Raw genomic sequence first — 18,099 nt, forward strand, 5'->3', positions numbered from 1 at the left:
CTTCTCCTCAACCCTCCAGGTTCAGGTGGATGCGATCCGACGATCGGCGCCAATGGCCGGGTGGCCACCCGGCCATTGGCGTCCCTTGCGAGACCCGTCTTCGTACACAATTTCCAATGCAAGGTGGATCGGCGCTTTAGCGCCGAGACGGATGAGGGGTCCTCCAGCAGGCGTGTCGGATCGCGGACTAATGTCCACAGATCCTTACCCCAGGCGCTTGGCCAGCACCTGATAGGCCGCATCGATGTCGGCACGCACCGCGTTCCTGAGCGCTTCAGCGTCGCGGTCGCGCATCGCCTTGAACATCTTCTGATGGTGTTCGTTGGCGACCGTATACGAGCCATGCAGCATGTTGAAATAGGGGCTGATCTGAAGCCACAGATTCTCGATGATCTTGAGCAGATTTTCCGATCCGGCGGCACGGTAGATCGCGAAATGGAACGCGTGATTTCCGCGTAGATAAGCCTTCACATCGCCGGCCGCGATCGAGTTCTCCATATCGTTGAGGTGTCCGGCGAGTACTGTGATGATCTCATCATCGCGCCGTTCCGCCGCCCAGCCTGCGGCGATCGCCTCGATTTCGATCCGAACATTACGAAGATCCACCAGCCGCGTTAGATTTAGCGGCGGTATTCCGATCGAGCGCCCTGAAACGACGGTCAGCGCATTGGCCGCGGTCAGGCGACCCAAAGCCTCGCGCACAGGCATGGGACTCACCCCGAAGAGATTTGCGAGACTTTGCACCGTGACCATCTCTCCGGGCACGATCGTGCCGTCCAGGATCAACTCGGTGACGCGCCGAAAGACCTGTTCCTGAAGGGTCTCCCTGGTGAGTTGGGGGATCTGCAGCCCCCGTTTGTCAAATGCAGCTGCGGACATCGAGCGTCCCTGTGAATGTGTCGGCCCCACGCACATGGAAGCTTACCACTTTTGCCGTCAAGCGTCAGGTGAATGATCTTCAATCATTGATCTTCGATCAAATCGTCCATAAGGTCGACATGCCGATTGGAGGAAGCCTGCCGGGCATGCAGCGGCGTAAATTTGGGAGGAAAGCTATGAGCATCGGAATCCGACGCGCAGTGCTATTGGCTGGAATGGCCGTAAGCATACTCTGCGCGGTCTCTGCCGCGCAGGCGGAGGGCAAACACAAGATCTTTCTGAGCATGAGCTACATCGGCAACGACTGGCAGGCCGAAGCGGCTAACATGGTCAAGGCCATCGCCGCTCACAAAAGTCTTGCCGACAAGGTCGACCTGCAGGTGCAGGTGGCCGGCCCCAACGCCCAGCGCCAGATCCAGCAGGTAAATGCCAGGCAAGCCCTGGTATCGGCGACGACTACCCGCTGCCTTTCATCGCCGTTGTCGTAGTCAGCAGCGCGCTGATCGCCGGCGGCCGGGGTCACTATCTCGGTATGCTTGGGGGCGTGCTGCTCTTGACCGCTGCAGATGCTGCTCCCCTGCACCACCCTGCCCTATGCGGCACGGGCAATCCTCTACGGTCTTGTCGTTCTCGGCGCCGTCATGGCGCTACCCGAACGGCGCTGGCAATGAAGGAAATGACGGAATGAGTACACGCGCGCCGAACTCGGCGGAAGACTTTCTGGGCGGCCTGAAGGGCCAGCGAGTGGTGATCACCGCAGGCGCCGGAGGCATCGGGCTGGCGATCGCCGACACGCTGGCGAAGCTCGGCGCTCGCCTGGTCATTTGCGACGTGTCGGACGAAGCCCTGAGCTCGGTCGGCGGCAAGGTCCGGATCGAAGCAGGGGTGAAGGCCGACGTGTCCAGCGAAACCGATGTCGAGCGCCTGTTCGAGACTGCCCAATCGGTGCTGGGGGGCCTCGACGCGCTGATCAACAATGCCGGTATTGCCGGCCCGACCGGCGGGGTCGACGAGATCTCGCCGGAAGATTGGCGCCGCTGCATCGACGTCTGCCTGACTGGGCAATTCCTCTGCGCCCGCCGCGCCGTGCCGATGATCAAGGCTGCCGGCGGCGGCTCGATCGTGTCCATGTCCTCGGCCGCCGGGCGGCACGGCTATGCCTTCCGCACTCCGTACTCCGCCGCGAAGTTCGGTGTTGTCGGCTTCACCCAGAGCCTCGCCAAGGAGCTCGGGCCGCACGGCATCCGAGTCAATGCCATCCTGCCTGGCATCATCGAGGGTCCGCGCATCGAGGCCGTGATCGCGGCGCGCGCTGGGCAGCTTGGCATCAGTCACGAGGAGATGACCGGGCGCTATCTGCAGAACATCTCGCTGCGCCGCATGACCAGCCCATATGACGTCGCTGCCATGGTGGCGTTCCTGCTGTCCGACGCCGGAGTAAACATCTCCGGCCAGTCGCTGGGCGTAGACGGAAATGTCGAGACTTTGTGAGGGGCTATGTCCGAGGTAGCCATTGTCGGTAGCGGTTTCATTGGCCGGGCTTGGGCGATCAGCTTCGCTCGTGCGGGTCACGAGGTGCGCCTGTGGGACCACCTGCCAGAGGCCACGCGAGGCGCTCGCGCCTACATAGCCGGCGTGCTCGGCGACCTTGCCGTCAACGGCCTGCTGCGCGGCGAGACACCGGATGAGGTGCTTTCGCGCATCTCGGTCGCCGCCGATATCGAGAAGGCGCTCGACGGCGCGGTGCACATCCAGGAGAACACGCCAGAGAAGCTCGAGATCAAGCGCGATGTCTTCTCCCGCATCGACGCCGCCGCGGGGCCGGCCGCCATTATTGCCAGCTCGACCTCGGCGCTGCTTCCCTCCACATTCACCGAGCACCTCAAAGGTCGGCATCGCTGCCTCGTCATTCATCCGATCAACCCGCCTTATCTCGTCCCGGCCGCCGAGGTCGTGCCGGCGCCCTGGACATCGCCGGAGACCGTGGAACGAACACGTGCCTTCCTGGTGTCAGCCGGTCACGCGCCGCTGGTGATGAAGCGTGAGCTTGACGGCTTCATCATGAACCGCATGCAGGGCGCTCTCCTCGAAGAGGCCTTCCGTCTCGTTGCCGACGGCTATGCCACGGTCGAAGACGTCGACATCGGCATCCGTGACGGTCTTGCGCTGCGCTGGTCCTTCATGGGGCCGTTCGAGACGATCGACCTCAACGCGCCGGGCGGCGTGCGCGACTATGTCGAGCGCTACCAGGGCATCTATTCCAACATCTTCCCGCAGATGCTGCGACGGGTCGACTGGGCCGGCGAAGTCATGGAGGCGGTCGAGTCCAGCCGGCGCGAGCGTCTTCCGAAGGAAAAGCTTGCCGAGCGCCAGGTCTGGCGCGACCGCCGCATGATGGCGCTCGCCGCCCACAAAAGGAAATCGGACGAGGAGTTTGGCAAATGAGCGAGACCACCCGCAAGTCTAGCGGCACGACGTCCAAGGGCAAGGTCATCATCACCTGCGCGGTGACCGGCGCGATCCACACGCCGACCATGTCTCCCTATCTGCCGATCACGCCCGACCAGATCGCCTCCGAGGCGATTGCGGCGGCGGAAGCCGGGGCCGCGATCCTGCATCTGCACGCCCGGGACCCCGAGACCGGCAAGCCCGACCAGACGCCGGAGGCCTTTGCCCGCTTCCTGCCGCGCATCAAGCAGGGCACCAGCGCGGCGATCAACATCACCACGGGCGGCAGTCCGTATATGAAAGTCGAGGAGCGCGTGAAGCCGGCCGCCCAGTTCAAGCCGGAGGTCGCCTCGCTCAATATGGGCTCGATCAATTTCGGCCTCTATCACCTCGTCGACAAATACGAGAGCTTCAAATTCGACTGGGAGAGGCCGCATCTCGAAGCCACGCGCGACCTGATTTTTCACAACTCATTCAAGGACATCGAGTATATTCTTTCGACTTGCTATGACAACGGCACCCGGTTCGAGTTCGAGTGCTACGACATCGCCCACCTCTATAACCTGGCCCATTTCGCCGACCGCGGCCTGGTGAAGCCGCCTTTTTTCGTCCAATCGGTATTCGGGCTGCTGGGCGGCATCGGTACACATCCGGAAGACGTGGCGCATATGAAGCGCACGGCCGATCGGCTGTTCGGCGCCAATTTCCGCTGGTCCGTTCTTGGTGCCGGCGCAAGCCAGCTGCGCATCGCGGCCCAGGCCGCTGCGCTCGGCGGCAACATCCGCGTCGGACTTGAGGACAGCCTCTGGGCGGGGCGCGGCAGGCTCGCAAAATCGAATGCCGAACAGGTGACAATGGCCCGCAAGATCATCGAAGGGCTGGGGCTCGAAGTCGCCACGCCCGACGAGGCCCGCGCCATCCTGGAGCTGAAGGGAGGCGACAAGGTCGCATTCTGAGGTTGTCGGTGTTGCCTGGGCCTCGCGGCCGAGGCGGCAGCACGCCCGCTCAATCCGTCTCGATCTGGACCGTCGCCGTCATGCCGGCGACCAGGCGGACGCCGTCCGGCACGTAGTCGATATGGATACGGACTGGCACCCGCTGGGCGAGCCGCACCCAGGCGAAGATCGGGTTCACTTCAGCGAGCCCCGAGGCGCCGGGCTGCGCGTTCGGCACTACGATACCGCGAGCGATGCTTTCGACATGGCCCCGCAACACCTCTCTCGACCCCATCAGCTTGACGGTCGCCGGGCTGCCCTCGCGGATGCGCCCGAGCGCGGTCTCCTCGAAATAGCCATCGACCCAGAACGTTTCGGCGTTTACCAGCGCCATGACCTTGTCACCGACATTGACGTAGGCCCCGCGCTGCACCAGCAGGTTGGTCACATAGCAGTTGCACGGCGCGACGATGCGCGTGCGCTCCAGGTTCACACGCGCCTGGTCGCGAGCCGCCTGCGCCTGCTGCTTCTGGGCCTGGGCTGCGAGCGCGGTTGCATCGAAGGTCTGCCGCTCCTCCTGGGTCACCGTCAGTTCGCTAAGCCGATGCCGGCGTTCCGCCTCGGCCTGCGCGTTCTCTGCGTTTGCGTCGGCCTGCTTCACCGACGCCTCGGCAAGGCCGAGGGCAAGCTTGAAGTTGGTGGGGTCGATGACCATCAGCAGGTCGCCCTCGCGCACGAGCTGGTTATCCACGACCGGCAGTTCGACGATGCGCCCGGCGACCTCGGGCGCCATCGTCACGACGTAGCTGCGCACAGTACCGTCGCGCGTCCACGGCGCCGCCATATAGGTCTGCCACATCCACCAGCACAGCGGCGCCGCCACGGCGATGGCGACAAGCGTTACGAGCACCGGCACCACGCGGGCGGCGAGCCGTCTGCGGACGCGCGGCTCGGCCGCCGCCAGCGGCGGAATCTCGACGTCCTTGGATTTCCCGACGTCCTGGTCGGGATTTTCGGGCTCGGTTTTGGCGATGGACATCGACGATCTCCGAGACAGTCTCGAGATACATAGGGCGGGCGATGACGGTTACTGCGCCCGCATCTTCGATCCCACCTGTCCTAACAGGCCGGTCGAGCAAAGCTAGATCAGCACGACTGGAATCGAAGGATGGCTCCAGTTCATCCTGCTCTGGCGGCAACGAGCAGAACGATGGAGGACAGCAGCATTAGGAATATGGCGAACCAGAACAGCGCCGGGTGCCAGATGCGGCGCGAGAGCAGGAGGAAGTGATCGTCCACGCGGCGCAAGACGACGAGCAGCAGCCATGCGCCGAGCAGCATCGGCACCATCGGCGAGATGTAGACGCCCAGAATGTCGATTTCGGTGAACCTCATCTTGTATCAGCTCCCCCGAAGAAGTCGGCATGCCGGGCGAGCGCGTCCGAGATGTGACGGACACCACCTCTGGCGCGTATCCCGATCGAACTGTCCGGCTCCCCGGCGGCACGGTTGACGAGTTCGCGATCGAGTGCGGCGAGCCCGCGGATGGCACCGGCGCAGTCGCCCACGGCGACGGCGTGAAGCGCGGCATTGGCATCCGGCTCCAGCCCGAGGCGACGCGCCCAGGGGCGCAGCCGAATGATTTCCGATCCGACGCCAAGGGCAGTGACCAAATGTGAGAGCTGCATAGGCGTCGCGGCGCCCGGCAGCACGCGCAAACGGGCGTAGATACGCCCCTCCCAATGCTCGGTCGTGGGCGACCTCTCGCCAGCTGCGATGCGGCGCAAATCGCGCAAGGTAAGCGAGAGCAACCGCCGGGCGGTCTGCTCCGGCGAAAGCGGCGGTATCAGCGCGAATGCCAGAATCGCAGCGATGACGCCTGCCACCATTGCCAGCAGGTTGTTATAGAACTGCTGCGGGTCGTAGGTCATCGGATTAGCTGGTGCAACCAGCACGATCGAGTAGACCGACATGGTGAGCAGCATCGGCCCGAGGCGGGGGTGGGTCGCCAACGTACCGAGCGGCAAGAGAACCAGGCCGAGAGCGAGGCTGAGGCCGACGAAGCCGTGCATGACGGGCAGCACCGTAAAAGCGACGATTCCCGCTACCACCGCGCTAATGCAGATACCCAGCAGCAGCGTTCTCGTCGCACTTGCCGCGCGGTCTCCTCGTGGCGACATCAGGATCACCGCGATGGCGCCGAACAGCATGGCCAGCCCGCCGCTCGGCCATGCGGTCACGACCCAAAAGACCTGGAGCGCCGCGACGGTGATAAAGACGCGCACTGCGTTGATCCAGGCCGGAAGCAGGTCGGGGACATGGATCCCGGCGATATGCGGAGCGGGAAGTAAGCCCTGCGAATGGCCGCCGAGCAGCGCCAGCGCATCGAAGACGCGCTGCAGTGCCAGCATCACCTCTGCCAGGGTGGTGGCCATGAGCTGCAGCGAGGCCGAGCGCACCGGCAGGGCGGTCAGCGAACGCACCCCGGCCCGAGAAAGACGATGCAGGCTGAGTGGGTCGTTGACCCAGGCACCCGCTCCGCCCTCGCTCGCCGTCTCGTGCAGCTGCCGCGGAATGCTGTCGAGGATGAGCTTCGCCTCGCGCCGGCGCTGCTCGTCGGGCAGCTGCTCCAGGCAGTCGGCAATCGTGCGCCAGCCGGAGAGCATGGCGAAGAGCCCGTCCATCGCCGCCTGCAGCGCCCCGGCTCGGTAGCGCAGGCCGGAGCTTTCGCCGATCGCTTCATCAACGACCGGGTCGAGGGCGATGATGCGGGCGAATAGTCCGCGCCCAATCAAGCGCCTAGCTGCCCGATCCTGCCCGAGTTGCGCGAAGGTCAGGGCGAGCTGCATGGAGATCTCGGCCGCGATAGCGGCCAGCTGCGGCCCGAGCCGGCGCGCGGCGTTACCGAGATCGGTTCCGGCGAGCACGATCCCGGCGCAGACGATGCCCACGCAGATCTCGCTGACGCGATTTACGGCGAGCATGAACACCTCGTCGCTGGCGCCGCCGGTCGCGCCGAGCACGTCGCTGGCGATGATGAACGCGGTATAGCCTGCCAGCGCCGCTCCATACGAGGCGAAATTGTGCAGGATGGTAGCGGCGAAGCCGCATGCGGCGCCCCACAGCGCGAGGCCGAGGAGGAAACCGACGCGGTGCTGCGGGAACAGAGCGGTCAGCACCACGATCATCACCGCGCCGACGACGGTGCCGATGATGCGGAACGAGCTCTTGCGCAGCGTCGCCCCGAGGCGCGGCTGGCAAACGATCGCAGCGCTGCTCCCCGCCCATTGCGGAATGTCGAGCTGCAGCCAGAAGGCAACGTACAGCGCCAGGCAGACGGCCGCCCACAGCCGCAGGCCGAAGAGCAATCCGGGAAGTGCCGCCCTGAGCCAGCCCGGCAGCAATGCGGCGTCCGGCCGGCGTCCAGTGTTGCCGGCGGACTGGCGTGAGAAGTCTCCAGACGTCATACGCGTTGCTCAGCGCTGCCCCGCCGGATGATACATTTGAGCAACCGCCACTGCCACGCTGGCGCGCTCATGGAGGCTCGATGCCGGTGGGCTGCCGCCGGTCCGAAATTCGATCTATTGCGCAGCGTATGGTGTTGGGCCGCCTTCGGGAAGGCAGCACCTCCCCTGGCCAGTCGCATGCCTGCGATGCTCGCCGGTGCGCGACAGCGGTACCTTCGCGATCCCGGGGCTGCGCATCAAGGGAATTGCCGAGCCGCGCTTCGGCATATAAGAGGCAGCCAGGCAGCATCCAGGCTTGTTACGCCTCCTATCCTTTGTCGAAATCCCATGAGCACTGTCCTTATCCTTGGCGCAGGCATGGTCGGGGTGTCCACCGCGTTGGCCCTTCGCGCGGACGGACACGACGTCGTGCTGATCGATCGCAGAGAACCGGGCCGCGAGACGAGCTACGGCAACGCCGGCATCATCCAGGCCGAGGCCGTCGAGCCATATGCCCTGCCGCGGGATATTCCGAGCCTTGTCCGCATCGCGCTAGGACGCGGCAACGATGTGCGCTATCAGCTCGCCGCGCTGCCTGGTCAGGCGCAGGCGCTGTGGGGCTACTTCCGCGCTTCGCGCCGCGACCGTCACCGCGCAATCTCGGCGGCTTATGCGCCGATGATCCGCCGCTCAACCACCGATCATCAGGCGCTGATCGCGGAAGCCGGGGCCGAACGATTGATCCGCCGCGATGGGTTCTATCAGATATATCGCAGCGCCGCCGCTCTCGACGCCTCTAGCCGGGAGGTCGAGCGGCTTGCCACTACCTACGGCGTAGGGGCAGAGACTCTGGACGCCCGTCAATTGGAGCGCAGGGAGCCCGCGCTCCGGCCCGGCCTTGCGGGTGCCGTGCGCTGGGCGGATCCCTGGACCTGCCGCGACCCCGGCGGCCTGGTGACCGCCTATGCCGAGCTGTTCCAAAGGCGCGGGGGCCGCTGCGAAGTCGGCGATGCGACGACGCTGCAACCTGCAGGTGCGGGTTGGTCGGTATCGACGCAGTCCGGCCGAATAGAAGCCGAACATGCGGTGATCGCGCTCGGCCCCTGGTCGCCCGATCTTCTGCGCCGTTTTGGCTACCGTTTCCCGATGGTCTACAAACGAGGCTACCATCGGCATTTCGCAAACACCGGCGGCCTTGCGATCACCCTGCACGATCCCGACTACGGCATGGTCGTGTCGCCTATGGAGGCTGGTGTGCGCGTGGCGACCGGGGCCGAGCTTGCGCGGCGCGATGCGCCGGCAACTCCGCGGCAGCTGGACCGGGCGGCCGCCATGGCACGGCAGCTCACCGAGCTTGGCGATCCGGTTGAAGCGGAAGCGTGGATGGGGCGTCGGCCCTGCCTTCCCGGCATGTTGCCCTTCGTCGGCTTGCTACCGAGGCACCGCACGCTGTGGGGCAATTTCGGCCACGGGCATCAAGGCTTCACACTAGGCCCGACCACCGGGCGGCTGCTCGCGGATCGGATGGCGGGTAAACCCTGAGGTCGGGATTAAGCGCCGCAGCCGGGTGCCAGCACCGAGAGACTGAATCCCCATTGAACTCGCAGATCAGGGCAGCGCGGTCTGCCGGACGAAATGCGTGGGCGAGACGGTGTTCATCGGCAGGCGTACCGGGACGAAATCCGGGCTACGCACGGCACTGGGGATTTCATCCGACATCGGCTCGCGGCCGACGGGCCGCTTTGCGGGATCAGCGACCGGAACCGTCGAGAGCAGCTTGCGAGTATAGGGATGCTGCGGGTTGCCGAACACCGAATGCCGGTCCCCCATTTCGACGATTTCTCCCAGATACATTACGGCTACGCGATGTGCCATGCGTTCGACCACGGCCATGTCATGGCTGATGAACAGGATCGCAATTCCCATGTCGCGCTGCAGATCCATCAACAGATTGATGACTTGCGCCTGGATCGTCACGTCCAATGAAGCAACAGCTTCATCAGCAATGATGAGGCGCGGGTCGAGCGCCAGCGCTCGGGCAATGCATATCCGCTGACGCTGGCCACCGGAAAAGGCGTGCGGATAACGTTCGAGATATTCAGCCGGCAGGTCCACCTTTGCCAGCAAGTCGGCTGCTCGCTTCCGGAGCTGCGCGCGCGAGCCGACATGGTGCACCCGCATGGGATCCGTCAGAGCCTGCGCAACCGTCATGCGCGGGTTGAGCGAAGAGAACGGATCCTGGAAGACCATCTGCACTTCGCGCCGGAACTTTGCGAGAGTCTTGCGCGACGCACCGATCATCTCGTTGCCGTCGTAGCGGATTGAGCCCGATTGCGGCTTGTCGAGTTGCATGATGCTGCGCGCGACCGTCGATTTGCCGCAGCCGGATTCGCCAACCAGCGCCAGCGTTTCACCCGGAAATATCTCGAACGATACATTCTCCACCGCATGCACACGCCCGGCGACGCGGCCGAACACTCCGCCTTTCAGTTCGAACCGGGTGACGAGGTCGCGAACCTCGACCAGGGGCTTCGTGTCCGCCAGTCGCTTGCTTCCGGTCATTGTTGGGCGGCCTCCGGCATCGCAGTTTCTGCATCGTAGACGACGAGCGGGAATTTTTCCGGCGAGTCTCTGCCGGCCATGCTGCCGAGCCGTGGCACTGCGGAGATCAGGGCCCTAGTGTAGCCGTGCCTCGGCTCGTCGAAAATCTGATTCACGGGACCGGTTTCGACGATTTCTCCCTTGAGCATCACGCAGACACGATCCGCGACCTCGGCGACCACCCCCATGTCATGAGTGATGAACAGAACCGACATGCCGATTTCTTTCTGCAGCGCCCGCACAAGGTCCAGGATCTGAGCCTGAATGGTGACATCGAGCGCAGTGGTCGGCTCATCAAGGATCATCAGCGACGGCCTGCAAGCCAGCGCCATTGCGATCATCACGCGCTGGCGCATGCCACCGGAGAGCTGATGCGCATATTGATCGAGCCGCCGCTCGGCGTTCGGGACGCGGACGAGCTTCAACACGTTCATGGCAATGTCGCGGGCTTCGCGGGGAGACTTGCCCTGGTGCCGGATCACCGCTTCGGCAATCTGGTCCCCTACCGTGAAGACCGGATTGAGGCTCGACATCGGATCCTGAAAGACGATGGAGAATTCGAAGCCGCGAAGGGCCTCCACCCGCTTTTCCGGAAGTTTGATCAGGTCGGTGACCGCGCCGTTCTTGAGGCGCATCAGAATTCGCCCACCCGTTATCCTGGCGCCGTCATATTCGGTAAGCCGCATGACCGTCATCGCCGTCACCGATTTGCCCGAGCCCGACTCGCCGACAAGCGCCAGCGTTTCGCCCCGCCTGATCTGGAAGGAGACGCCGCGAACCGCGCGGATTGGTTTTGCCGCTTCGCTCGCGAAGCTGACTTCGAGATTCTCGACGGACAGGATCACATCGGCAGGGAGGTCGAGCACACTGGCGCCTACAGCGGTCAAAACGAACTCCCTCTGCGCAAGGATTGATCGGGTGACATCGAACGCAATGAGCCGGCAAGCTGTCAATAGCGTGCATCTGGTCAAAGCTGACAGCAGCCGCACGGTTCGGCTGCGATTGCCGCCCCCGCCTCAGCGTAAGCCCGAGAAACCGCCGCTATGAAGGATCGGCAGCGGCGTTATGCGAATCCTGCATCGCCATCTTCCTTTTTGCATGGGGTGGCTGGCGATATGTCAGCGCATGGTCAGCGTCGAATCGACCATGCCGCGTCCGCGAATGTGTTCGGCTCTCTGGCAAAGATATTTCCACAGCGCCTCGCCCTCGCGGTTGCGCGTGCCCAGCCGCCGGAAGATCCTGATCTCAATTTCCAGAGACATTTGCTGTCCCCCTATCTGGACAAGTTCGCCTTGCGCGATCGACTTCTGGACACAGATTTGCGGCAGCCACGCCACCCCCCGTCCGGCGACCGCCATCTGTTTGAGGCCTTCCGCGAGCGACGACTGGAAGACGGTGTTGAGATTGAGCGGACGCCGCCCGCGCGACTGGATGAGTGAGATCAGCTTGCCCAGATAGCCGTCATTCCAGGAGTACGACAAATAGGGGATTCTTGTGCCTTCCGGCACGTCGATATCGAAGAGCGGACGACCTTCCGGACCGGCGCCCGACACCAGAACAAGCCGATCCTTGCCGATCTGCAGGGATTCGAACGGGCCTGCTTCCAGCACCGGTGGCCCATCCGGATGGTCATAGGTGATCGCGAAGTCGCATTTACCCGAGGAAAGATGCTCCACGCATTCGAGGAAATCGGCCGTGTGCATGCTGCTGCGGACGGGCGCGTTGGGCATGTCCGGGCTGCTGATCCATATGGGGAAGAAGTAGATCGCCAGTGTGTGCAAGGCGGCGAAAGTAAGCGGCCGAGACGTCTCGCCGGCCGAGTTTCGGCAGTCGGTCCTCAGGCGATACATGTCGCGGACCATTTCCTGGCAACGCCCAAAGAACATGTGCCCGGCAGCGGTAGGGTGGACCGGGTAAGTGCTGCGATCGATGAGGTCGGCGCCGACCCACGCCTCGAGCGATTTGATGCGCCGGCTGAATGCCGGTTGCGAGATGTTTCGCGATGCCGCCGCAGTCGAGAAGTTCCGCGTTGCGACGAGCTCCAGGAAATCCTCGAGCCAAGCCAGCTCCATTCGTCACCTCATGCATCCCCTGCATAACCGATCCTATCTACGCATTGGACGCCGAGGCAAGCATCCCCCTAGCTTTCGAGACAAGAAGAAGATCGAGCATGTAACTGCAGGGGAATATTAATGAAACGTACATTAGCATTGGCCCTATGCATGGGCCTTGGCCTGGCGATCATGCCTGCCACCGCCGAAACAAAGAACCCGGGAACATTCGTGTTTCTGTGGACCGATGACGTCCTATCATTCGATCCCGCCTATATCGCGAATACTCCGAGCAGCTACGGGGTGCTCAACGTCTACAGCCGCCTTCTGAACTACAACGGCTCCGAGATCTCGCAGTTCGTGCCCGCCATCTCCACCGAGGTTCCGAGCCTCGAGAACGGGCTGATCAAGCAGGATAGCGACGGATCGATCAGCTACACGTTTCCGATCCGCAAGGGCGTCCACGCCCACAAGGTCGGCATCAAGGGAGACGACGGCAAGATCAAGTGGGAGTATTACGACGGCCTGACAGACGAACAGAAGGCCAAGATCGAACCCGGCTACGGCGAGATCACTCCTGAGGACGTGCGTTATTCCCTGTTGCGCGCGATCCTCATGGGACAATCCTGGATGTCGAACGCGATCACCGAGGTGGTGACGGGAAGCAAGTACACCGACATCGCCAAATGGGCCGAAACGGAAGGCAACGTAAAGAGCATCAACGACGCCAGCCCCGAGACGCTGCGCAAGGTCTATGACGAGCTCGCATCGCAGATCACCGTCGACGGCGACAAGGTGACCCTGAAACTGCCCAAATCCTTCCCGGCCACGCTTGGCGTTCTGGCGTTGCCTTTCGGGGCATCGATCGTCGACAAGGAGTGGGTTGCCTCGGTCGGTGGATGGGATGGCGACGGCGACACATGGAAGAAATACTATCGTCCCGAGCTCGGTGACGATCCGCTTTTCGCGCAGGAGAACGGCACGGGTCCTTTCATGCTCGAAGAATGGGACCGCACCGACCGCCGCATCACGCTCAAGCGTTTCGACAACTATTTCATGGGCCCGGCCTCGCTCGAGCGCGTCGTCATGCGCACCGTGCCGGAGTGGACCACGCGTCGTCTCCAGCTTCTGTCGGGCGATGCCGATTTCGTCTGGGCGCCAGTCGAATTCCTCGACGAACTGAGCAAGACGGAAGGGGTGAAGGTCATTGACGGCCTGCCGAAGGTCTTCGGCCGCGGGCTCTACTTCGCCTGGCCGCTGGACGACGCAGACAACCCGGCAATCGGCAGCGGAAAATTGGACGGAAACGGCATCCCGCCCGACTTCTTCGCCGATATCGACGTGCGCAAAGGCTTCAACTATGCGCAGAACTACGATGCCTTGATAAAGCAGGTCCTGCTCGGCAAGACCGTCCAGTCGCGCGGACCGACGGTGCGCGGCATCATGGGCTATCGTCCCGACTCGCCGATCTATACCTATGATCCGAAGAAGGCCGCGGAGCATTTCAAGAAGGCGTTCGGAGGCAAGCTGTGGGATACCGGCTTCACCTTTACGGCCTATGTGCAGGAAGGCACGCCGCACGGCACCGCCGCGCTGTCCGCTCTCCAGCAGGGGCTGCAGCGCATCAACCCCAAATTCAAGATGAAGATCCAGTCCCTGCCCTGGGCGTCGATTTCTGACAAGCTGAACAATCGTGAAAAGCCTGCATCGCCACTGACCTACATGGGATGGGGACCGGATTATTCCGATCCGGGTGGCCCGCTGGGCGCCGCGACCTACTACCTGTCTCCGACCGGCCTCGTCGGCGGGATGATGGGGCAAGGTTATCGCGACCTGATGGCCGAGAAGTTCAAGCCGTTGCTGGATGAGGCCTGGGCCTCGAGCGATCCAGCAGTGCGCGAGCCCATCTACGCCAAGCTGCAGGACATGTCCTACGAATATGCAACCACCCAGTTCCTGTGGGAGGATTTCGGCTACATCGTCACCCGCAGCAACATCGACGGCTACGTCCACAACATGATCCTCTATGGCGCCTGGGACTTTTACCCGATCAAGAAAGGCAACTGAGCGATCCATGGACTTGCCGGGCGGCATTGCCGCCCCGCTGACTTCACCTCCCATGCAGCAGGCCTGAATGTGCTGAACTACGCCTTGCGGCGGTTGCTGATGCTGCCCGTCGTTCTCTTCGCCTTGTCGCTGATGCTTTTTGCGCTGCAAATGTCGCTGTCTCCGACGCAGCGCCTGGCCGCCTACGCACCATCACCCGACTTTCTGAAGGGTGGACAGGACAGCATTCGCAGGATGATCGAGCAGTATGGGCTGAACGATCCTTTCTACGTTCAGTACGGCCACTGGATCGGCAATATCCTGTCGGGCAACCTTGGATGGTCGGAGACGGCGCGCCAGCCGGTCGCGCACGCCCTCGCCTCGCTCCTGCCGGCGACGATGGAATTGGTGTTCCTGTCATTCATTCCGGGCTTCCTGCTCGCCGTCTACCTGGGCACCCGCGCAGGCATCCACGCCAATCGCTGGCCGGACCATGTGGTCCGCATTTTCACCATCCTCGGTTGGTCCTTCCCGGTATATGTCTTCGGCCTGCTGATGCTGCTGGTCTTCTATTCAGCCCTCGACTGGTTCCCGCCGGGACGTCTCAGCCAGTGGGCGCAGGCCGCCGTCACTTCCCCCGGCTTCATCAGATACACCGGCGCGAACACGATCGATTCCCTGCTCAACGGCGATCTGTCGATCTTCGTGGACTCGCTGCGCCACCTTGCGGCTCCGGTGATAACGCTGACCTATGTCAATCTCGCCAACATGACGCGCGTGATGCGCACATCCATGCTGGAGACGCTGCGTCAGGATTACGTGCGGACGGCTCGCGCCAAGGGCATGCCGAAGCGCGTGGTCGAACTGCGCCATGCCCGCCGCAATGCTCTTCTGCCGATAACGACGATCGCCGGAATGGAGCTGGCCACGATGATGGGAGGCGTCGTCATCACCGAAACGATTTTCGACTATGCGGGCCTCGGCCAATTTGCCGCAAAGTCTGCATCCAACCTGGACTTCCCGGCGGTGCTCGGCTTCGGCATGTACTTCGCAGTCGTGCTCGTGGTGCTCAATCTCATCGTCGACATGCTCTATCCGCTCCTCGATCCGAGGGTGAAGACGCGATGAAGGTCATTCGATACTTGCGGCGCAATCCGATGTCCGTCATCGGGATCCTGCTGCTTCTGGCATTCGTGCTGGTTGCCATATTCGCGCCCGTCCTCGCGCCTCCCCAGGAATTTCAGATGTCGGCCTACGACACGCCGCGAGCGGGCTTCCTGGCCACCCCGCAACCGCCTTCGGCGGACGCCATATTCGGGACAACCGAAGGCCAGTACGACATCTACTATGCCGTCGTCTGGGGAACGCGCACCGCCTTCAAGATCGGACTTGGCGTCGTCGCGATTTCCGTGCTGATCGGCACGATAGTCGGATCGGTTGCGGCCTATTATGGCGGGCTGGTGGACGAGGTGCTCATGCGCATCGTCGACGTCTTCATGGCCGTGCCTTTCCTGATTGCGGCCATGGTGCTGACGGCGCTGCTCGGCAAGGGAATAGGCCCGATCACCGTTGCGCTGACAGCCTTTGGATGGATGGCGTATGCCCGTGTCGTACGCAGCGAAATCCTGCGGATTCGCGAGATGGATTACGTGCATGCGGCAAGAAGCTACGGCGCGGGCGACCTTCGGCTGATCGTGCTGCATATCCTGCCCAACGCCTTCTTCCCCGTCCTGGTTCTGGCCACGATGGCAACCGGGTCGATGGTGCTCACCGCTTCCGCCCTGAGCTTTCTCGGCGTCGGCACCGAGGAAGGCTATGCCGATTGGGGGCAGTTCATCAATTATTCGCGTAACTGGATTGTCGGTCAGCCCGGCAATCCGTTCGAATACTGGTACACGCTCGCCTTCCCGGGCGCAGCGATTTTCCTATTCGTGCTGGCGTGGAATCTCGTCGGCGACACTTTGCGCGACATCCTCGATCCGCGCCACACAAGCTGAACCTCAAAGGGGGGATCGCCATGCCTTCGCTTTCACATGAAGCTGTCGAGCTATTGGAAGACCTCATCCGCTACGAGGTGGAAGACAAGGCCATTCCGTCCATTTCCTACGCACTCGTCGACAGGGATGGTCTCCTGGCTCAGGGACACATCCAGCGCCACGATCGCCGCTTCGATATGAAAGCGGACACCTGCTTCCGCATTGGTTCAATCACGAAGACATTCACTTCGGTCGCGATCATGCAGCTGGTCGAAAAAGGGCTGGTCGACCTCGACCTGGACGTTTCCGAATATCTGCCCGGCTTCCAGCCGCTCAATCCATTCGCGGGGCGTGAGAGCGGGCCGTATGGATCGCAGATAAGCCTGCGCAAGCTGATGAGTCATACGGCCGGCATTGTACGTGAGCCGAAGAGCGGACACTATCTCGATGCGCACAGGCCGCCTCTGGCCGATACCGTCGCCGAGCTCGCCACCTCCACGCTCAAACAGGATCCCAGCGCCGGCATCATGCACTATTCCAACGCGGGCATCGCTGTCGTCGGCATGGTCATCGAGCGGATGACGCGCAAGAGCTACGCCGACTACATCACCGAAAACATCCTGAAGCCGCTAGGCATGCACGACACCTCCGCCGGCATGGCGCCGGGCATTCGTGAAAGGCTGGCTCCGGCGGACATGTGGACACTGGAGGGCGACAGCCCGGCACCGGTGTTCAGCCTTGGCGGCTCGCCAGCCGGCAACATCTTCTCGACCACCAGCGACATGGCCAGCTACGCGCAATGCCTCCTCAGAGGAGGTTTCGCGCCCAAAGGCGACACCATCGTCAGCCCTGCTTCCCTGCGCGAGATGTGGACCCCCATCGGCAAGCGGCCCGCCGGCCATGACAAGGCGTTGAACGGTTATGGCCTATGCTTCGGCGTCGGCGACATGGACGGATGGACATCTGTCGGGCATGGCGGCGCGGTCTATGGCTATGCATCCCAGATGATGCTGTTGCCGCAGGCCGGTTTCGGCGTTCTGATCTTCGCTACCCTGGATTTTGCCAACCAGATCGCCTCCCGCCTCGCGGGGGACGGCCTGCGCATCGCTCTCGCGGAACGAGGCATGGGCAGGCTTCCACTCCGCACGCAGATCCCTCCTCCCATCAGCGAAGACCAGCTCGCGAAATTGCCTGGCCTCTACCGGCATGAAGCGAGCGGCGAGGTCGTGGAAGTGAAGAAGAAGGACGAGAAGCTCTATCTCATGGGCGATGGCGTGCCCCTGCAGATCCGGCCGGTATTGGGTGACGATTTCGTCATCGACGGACGCATCTATGGCCGCGGAGCAGACTACCCGCACATGCACGTCTCTTTCCCGGCGTCCGGCGGATTGGTCTGGAACGACCAGGACTGGTCACGCGTCGAATCCCTGGCCGCGGAACGGGTTCCCCCGGAAATTGCTCCGCATCTCGGCGAGTACGGCCCCGACTTCAACATCACCTACCTGACCTACAGCCATGGCGAACTGAAATGCCTTATCGAGTATTTCTGCACGCACAAATGCGAGCCGATTGACGCCTTGCGCTTCCGCATGCGTGGTCTGCTCTACGAAGAGGAGGTCCTCGAGCTCGACGCGGTCGATGACACCGGGCGGCGCGGCATCAGGGTAGGTCCGATGTTCCTCGAGCGTCGCCGCACCCAGGCTGCGGCTTGAACAAG

The 18,099-nt window shown here is 63.1% G+C and carries 14 protein-coding genes and 2 pseudogenes; 10 read left to right on the forward strand and 6 right to left on the reverse strand.

What is annotated here, in order from left to right; translation table 11 throughout:
* Nucleotides 1-204 precede the first annotated feature (204 nt).
* On the reverse strand, nucleotides 205-879 hold the full coding sequence (locus SAZ10_RS00005) for a GntR family transcriptional regulator (RefSeq protein WP_318607103.1): 675 nt from the start codon (nucleotides 877-879) through the stop codon (nucleotides 205-207).
* An 11-nt stretch (nucleotides 880-890) separates the two neighbouring features.
* Between SAZ10_RS00005 and SAZ10_RS00010 the strand changes: the two genes are divergently transcribed.
* The 5 genes and pseudogenes from SAZ10_RS00010 to SAZ10_RS00030 all read left to right on the forward strand — a co-directional run bounded on the left by SAZ10_RS00010 (nucleotide 891) and on the right by SAZ10_RS00030 (nucleotide 4,283).
* Complete coding sequence (locus SAZ10_RS00010; RefSeq protein WP_318607104.1) at nucleotides 891-1,367, forward strand: hypothetical protein; 477 nt, start codon at nucleotides 891-893, stop codon at nucleotides 1,365-1,367.
* Nucleotides 1,310-1,550: pseudogene (locus SAZ10_RS00015) on the forward strand (ABC transporter permease); the annotation flags it as partial. The gene SAZ10_RS00010 and the pseudogene SAZ10_RS00015, both read left to right, overlap by 58 nt.
* Before the next feature lie 13 nt (nucleotides 1,551-1,563).
* Nucleotides 1,564-2,370, forward strand: coding sequence for an SDR family oxidoreductase (locus SAZ10_RS00020; RefSeq protein ID WP_318607106.1), 807 nt, complete (start codon nucleotides 1,564-1,566; stop codon nucleotides 2,368-2,370).
* A gap of 6 nt (nucleotides 2,371-2,376) precedes the next feature.
* Nucleotides 2,377-3,324, forward strand: coding sequence for a 3-hydroxyacyl-CoA dehydrogenase (locus tag SAZ10_RS00025; RefSeq protein ID WP_318607107.1), 948 nt, complete (start codon nucleotides 2,377-2,379; stop codon nucleotides 3,322-3,324).
* Nucleotides 3,321-4,283 (forward strand): 3-keto-5-aminohexanoate cleavage protein, encoded by a 963-nt coding sequence (locus tag SAZ10_RS00030; protein WP_318607109.1) that lies wholly within the window; start codon nucleotides 3,321-3,323, stop codon nucleotides 4,281-4,283. The genes SAZ10_RS00025 and SAZ10_RS00030 overlap by 4 nt, the downstream gene beginning before the upstream one ends.
* 49 nt (nucleotides 4,284-4,332) lie before the next feature.
* Here SAZ10_RS00030 and SAZ10_RS00035 read toward each other — a convergent pair whose 3' ends face one another.
* The 3 genes from SAZ10_RS00035 to SAZ10_RS00045 all read right to left on the reverse strand — a co-directional run bounded on the left by SAZ10_RS00035 (nucleotide 4,333) and on the right by SAZ10_RS00045 (nucleotide 7,729).
* Entirely contained in the window at nucleotides 4,333-5,301 is a 969-nt protein-coding gene (locus tag SAZ10_RS00035) for an HlyD family secretion protein (protein WP_318607110.1), read from the reverse strand.
* A gap of 140 nt (nucleotides 5,302-5,441) precedes the next feature.
* On the reverse strand, nucleotides 5,442-5,657 hold the full coding sequence (locus SAZ10_RS00040) for a DUF1656 domain-containing protein (RefSeq protein WP_318607111.1): 216 nt from the start codon (nucleotides 5,655-5,657) through the stop codon (nucleotides 5,442-5,444).
* A complete protein-coding gene (locus SAZ10_RS00045; protein WP_318607112.1) occupies nucleotides 5,654-7,729 on the reverse strand; it encodes an FUSC family protein in 2,076 nt (691 codons plus the stop codon). The genes SAZ10_RS00040 and SAZ10_RS00045 overlap by 4 nt, the downstream gene beginning before the upstream one ends.
* A 327-nt stretch (nucleotides 7,730-8,056) precedes the next feature.
* Here SAZ10_RS00045 and SAZ10_RS00050 point away from each other — a divergent pair, with 327 nt between their 5' ends.
* On the forward strand, nucleotides 8,057-9,250 hold the full coding sequence (locus tag SAZ10_RS00050; RefSeq protein ID WP_318607113.1) for an NAD(P)/FAD-dependent oxidoreductase: 1,194 nt from the start codon (nucleotides 8,057-8,059) through the stop codon (nucleotides 9,248-9,250).
* Nucleotides 9,251-9,316: 66 nt separating this feature from the next.
* Here SAZ10_RS00050 and SAZ10_RS33535 read toward each other — a convergent pair.
* Together SAZ10_RS33535 and SAZ10_RS00065 are read right to left on the reverse strand one after the other, a co-directional pair.
* A pseudogene (locus SAZ10_RS33535) lies at nucleotides 9,317-11,175 on the reverse strand (ABC transporter ATP-binding protein).
* 252 nt (nucleotides 11,176-11,427) lie between these two features.
* Entirely contained in the window at nucleotides 11,428-12,381 is a 954-nt protein-coding gene (locus SAZ10_RS00065) for a LysR substrate-binding domain-containing protein (protein ID WP_318607116.1), read from the reverse strand.
* A 120-nt stretch (nucleotides 12,382-12,501) separates the two neighbouring features.
* On the opposite strand from SAZ10_RS00065, the gene SAZ10_RS00070 reads away from it, so the two are divergent.
* The 4 genes from SAZ10_RS00070 to SAZ10_RS00085 all read left to right on the forward strand — a co-directional run bounded on the left by SAZ10_RS00070 (nucleotide 12,502) and on the right by SAZ10_RS00085 (nucleotide 18,094).
* On the forward strand, nucleotides 12,502-14,427 hold the full coding sequence (locus SAZ10_RS00070) for an ABC transporter substrate-binding protein (protein WP_318607117.1): 1,926 nt from the start codon (nucleotides 12,502-12,504) through the stop codon (nucleotides 14,425-14,427).
* Nucleotides 14,428-14,526: 99 nt separating this feature from the next.
* A complete protein-coding gene (locus tag SAZ10_RS00075; RefSeq protein WP_318607118.1) occupies nucleotides 14,527-15,534 on the forward strand; it encodes an ABC transporter permease in 1,008 nt (335 codons plus the stop codon).
* Nucleotides 15,531-16,403, forward strand: coding sequence for an ABC transporter permease (locus SAZ10_RS00080; RefSeq protein ID WP_318607119.1), 873 nt, complete (start codon nucleotides 15,531-15,533; stop codon nucleotides 16,401-16,403). The genes SAZ10_RS00075 and SAZ10_RS00080 overlap by 4 nt, the downstream gene beginning before the upstream one ends.
* Nucleotides 16,404-16,423: 20 nt before the next feature.
* Nucleotides 16,424-18,094, forward strand: a complete 1,671-nt coding sequence (locus SAZ10_RS00085; RefSeq protein WP_318607120.1) for a serine hydrolase domain-containing protein — start codon at nucleotides 16,424-16,426, stop codon at nucleotides 18,092-18,094.
* Nucleotides 18,095-18,099 lie beyond the last annotated feature (5 nt).

The organism is Mesorhizobium sp. BAC0120 (genome assembly GCF_033542235.1).
In the GTDB taxonomy this organism is placed as follows: domain Bacteria; phylum Pseudomonadota; class Alphaproteobacteria; order Rhizobiales; family Rhizobiaceae; genus JAWRCU01.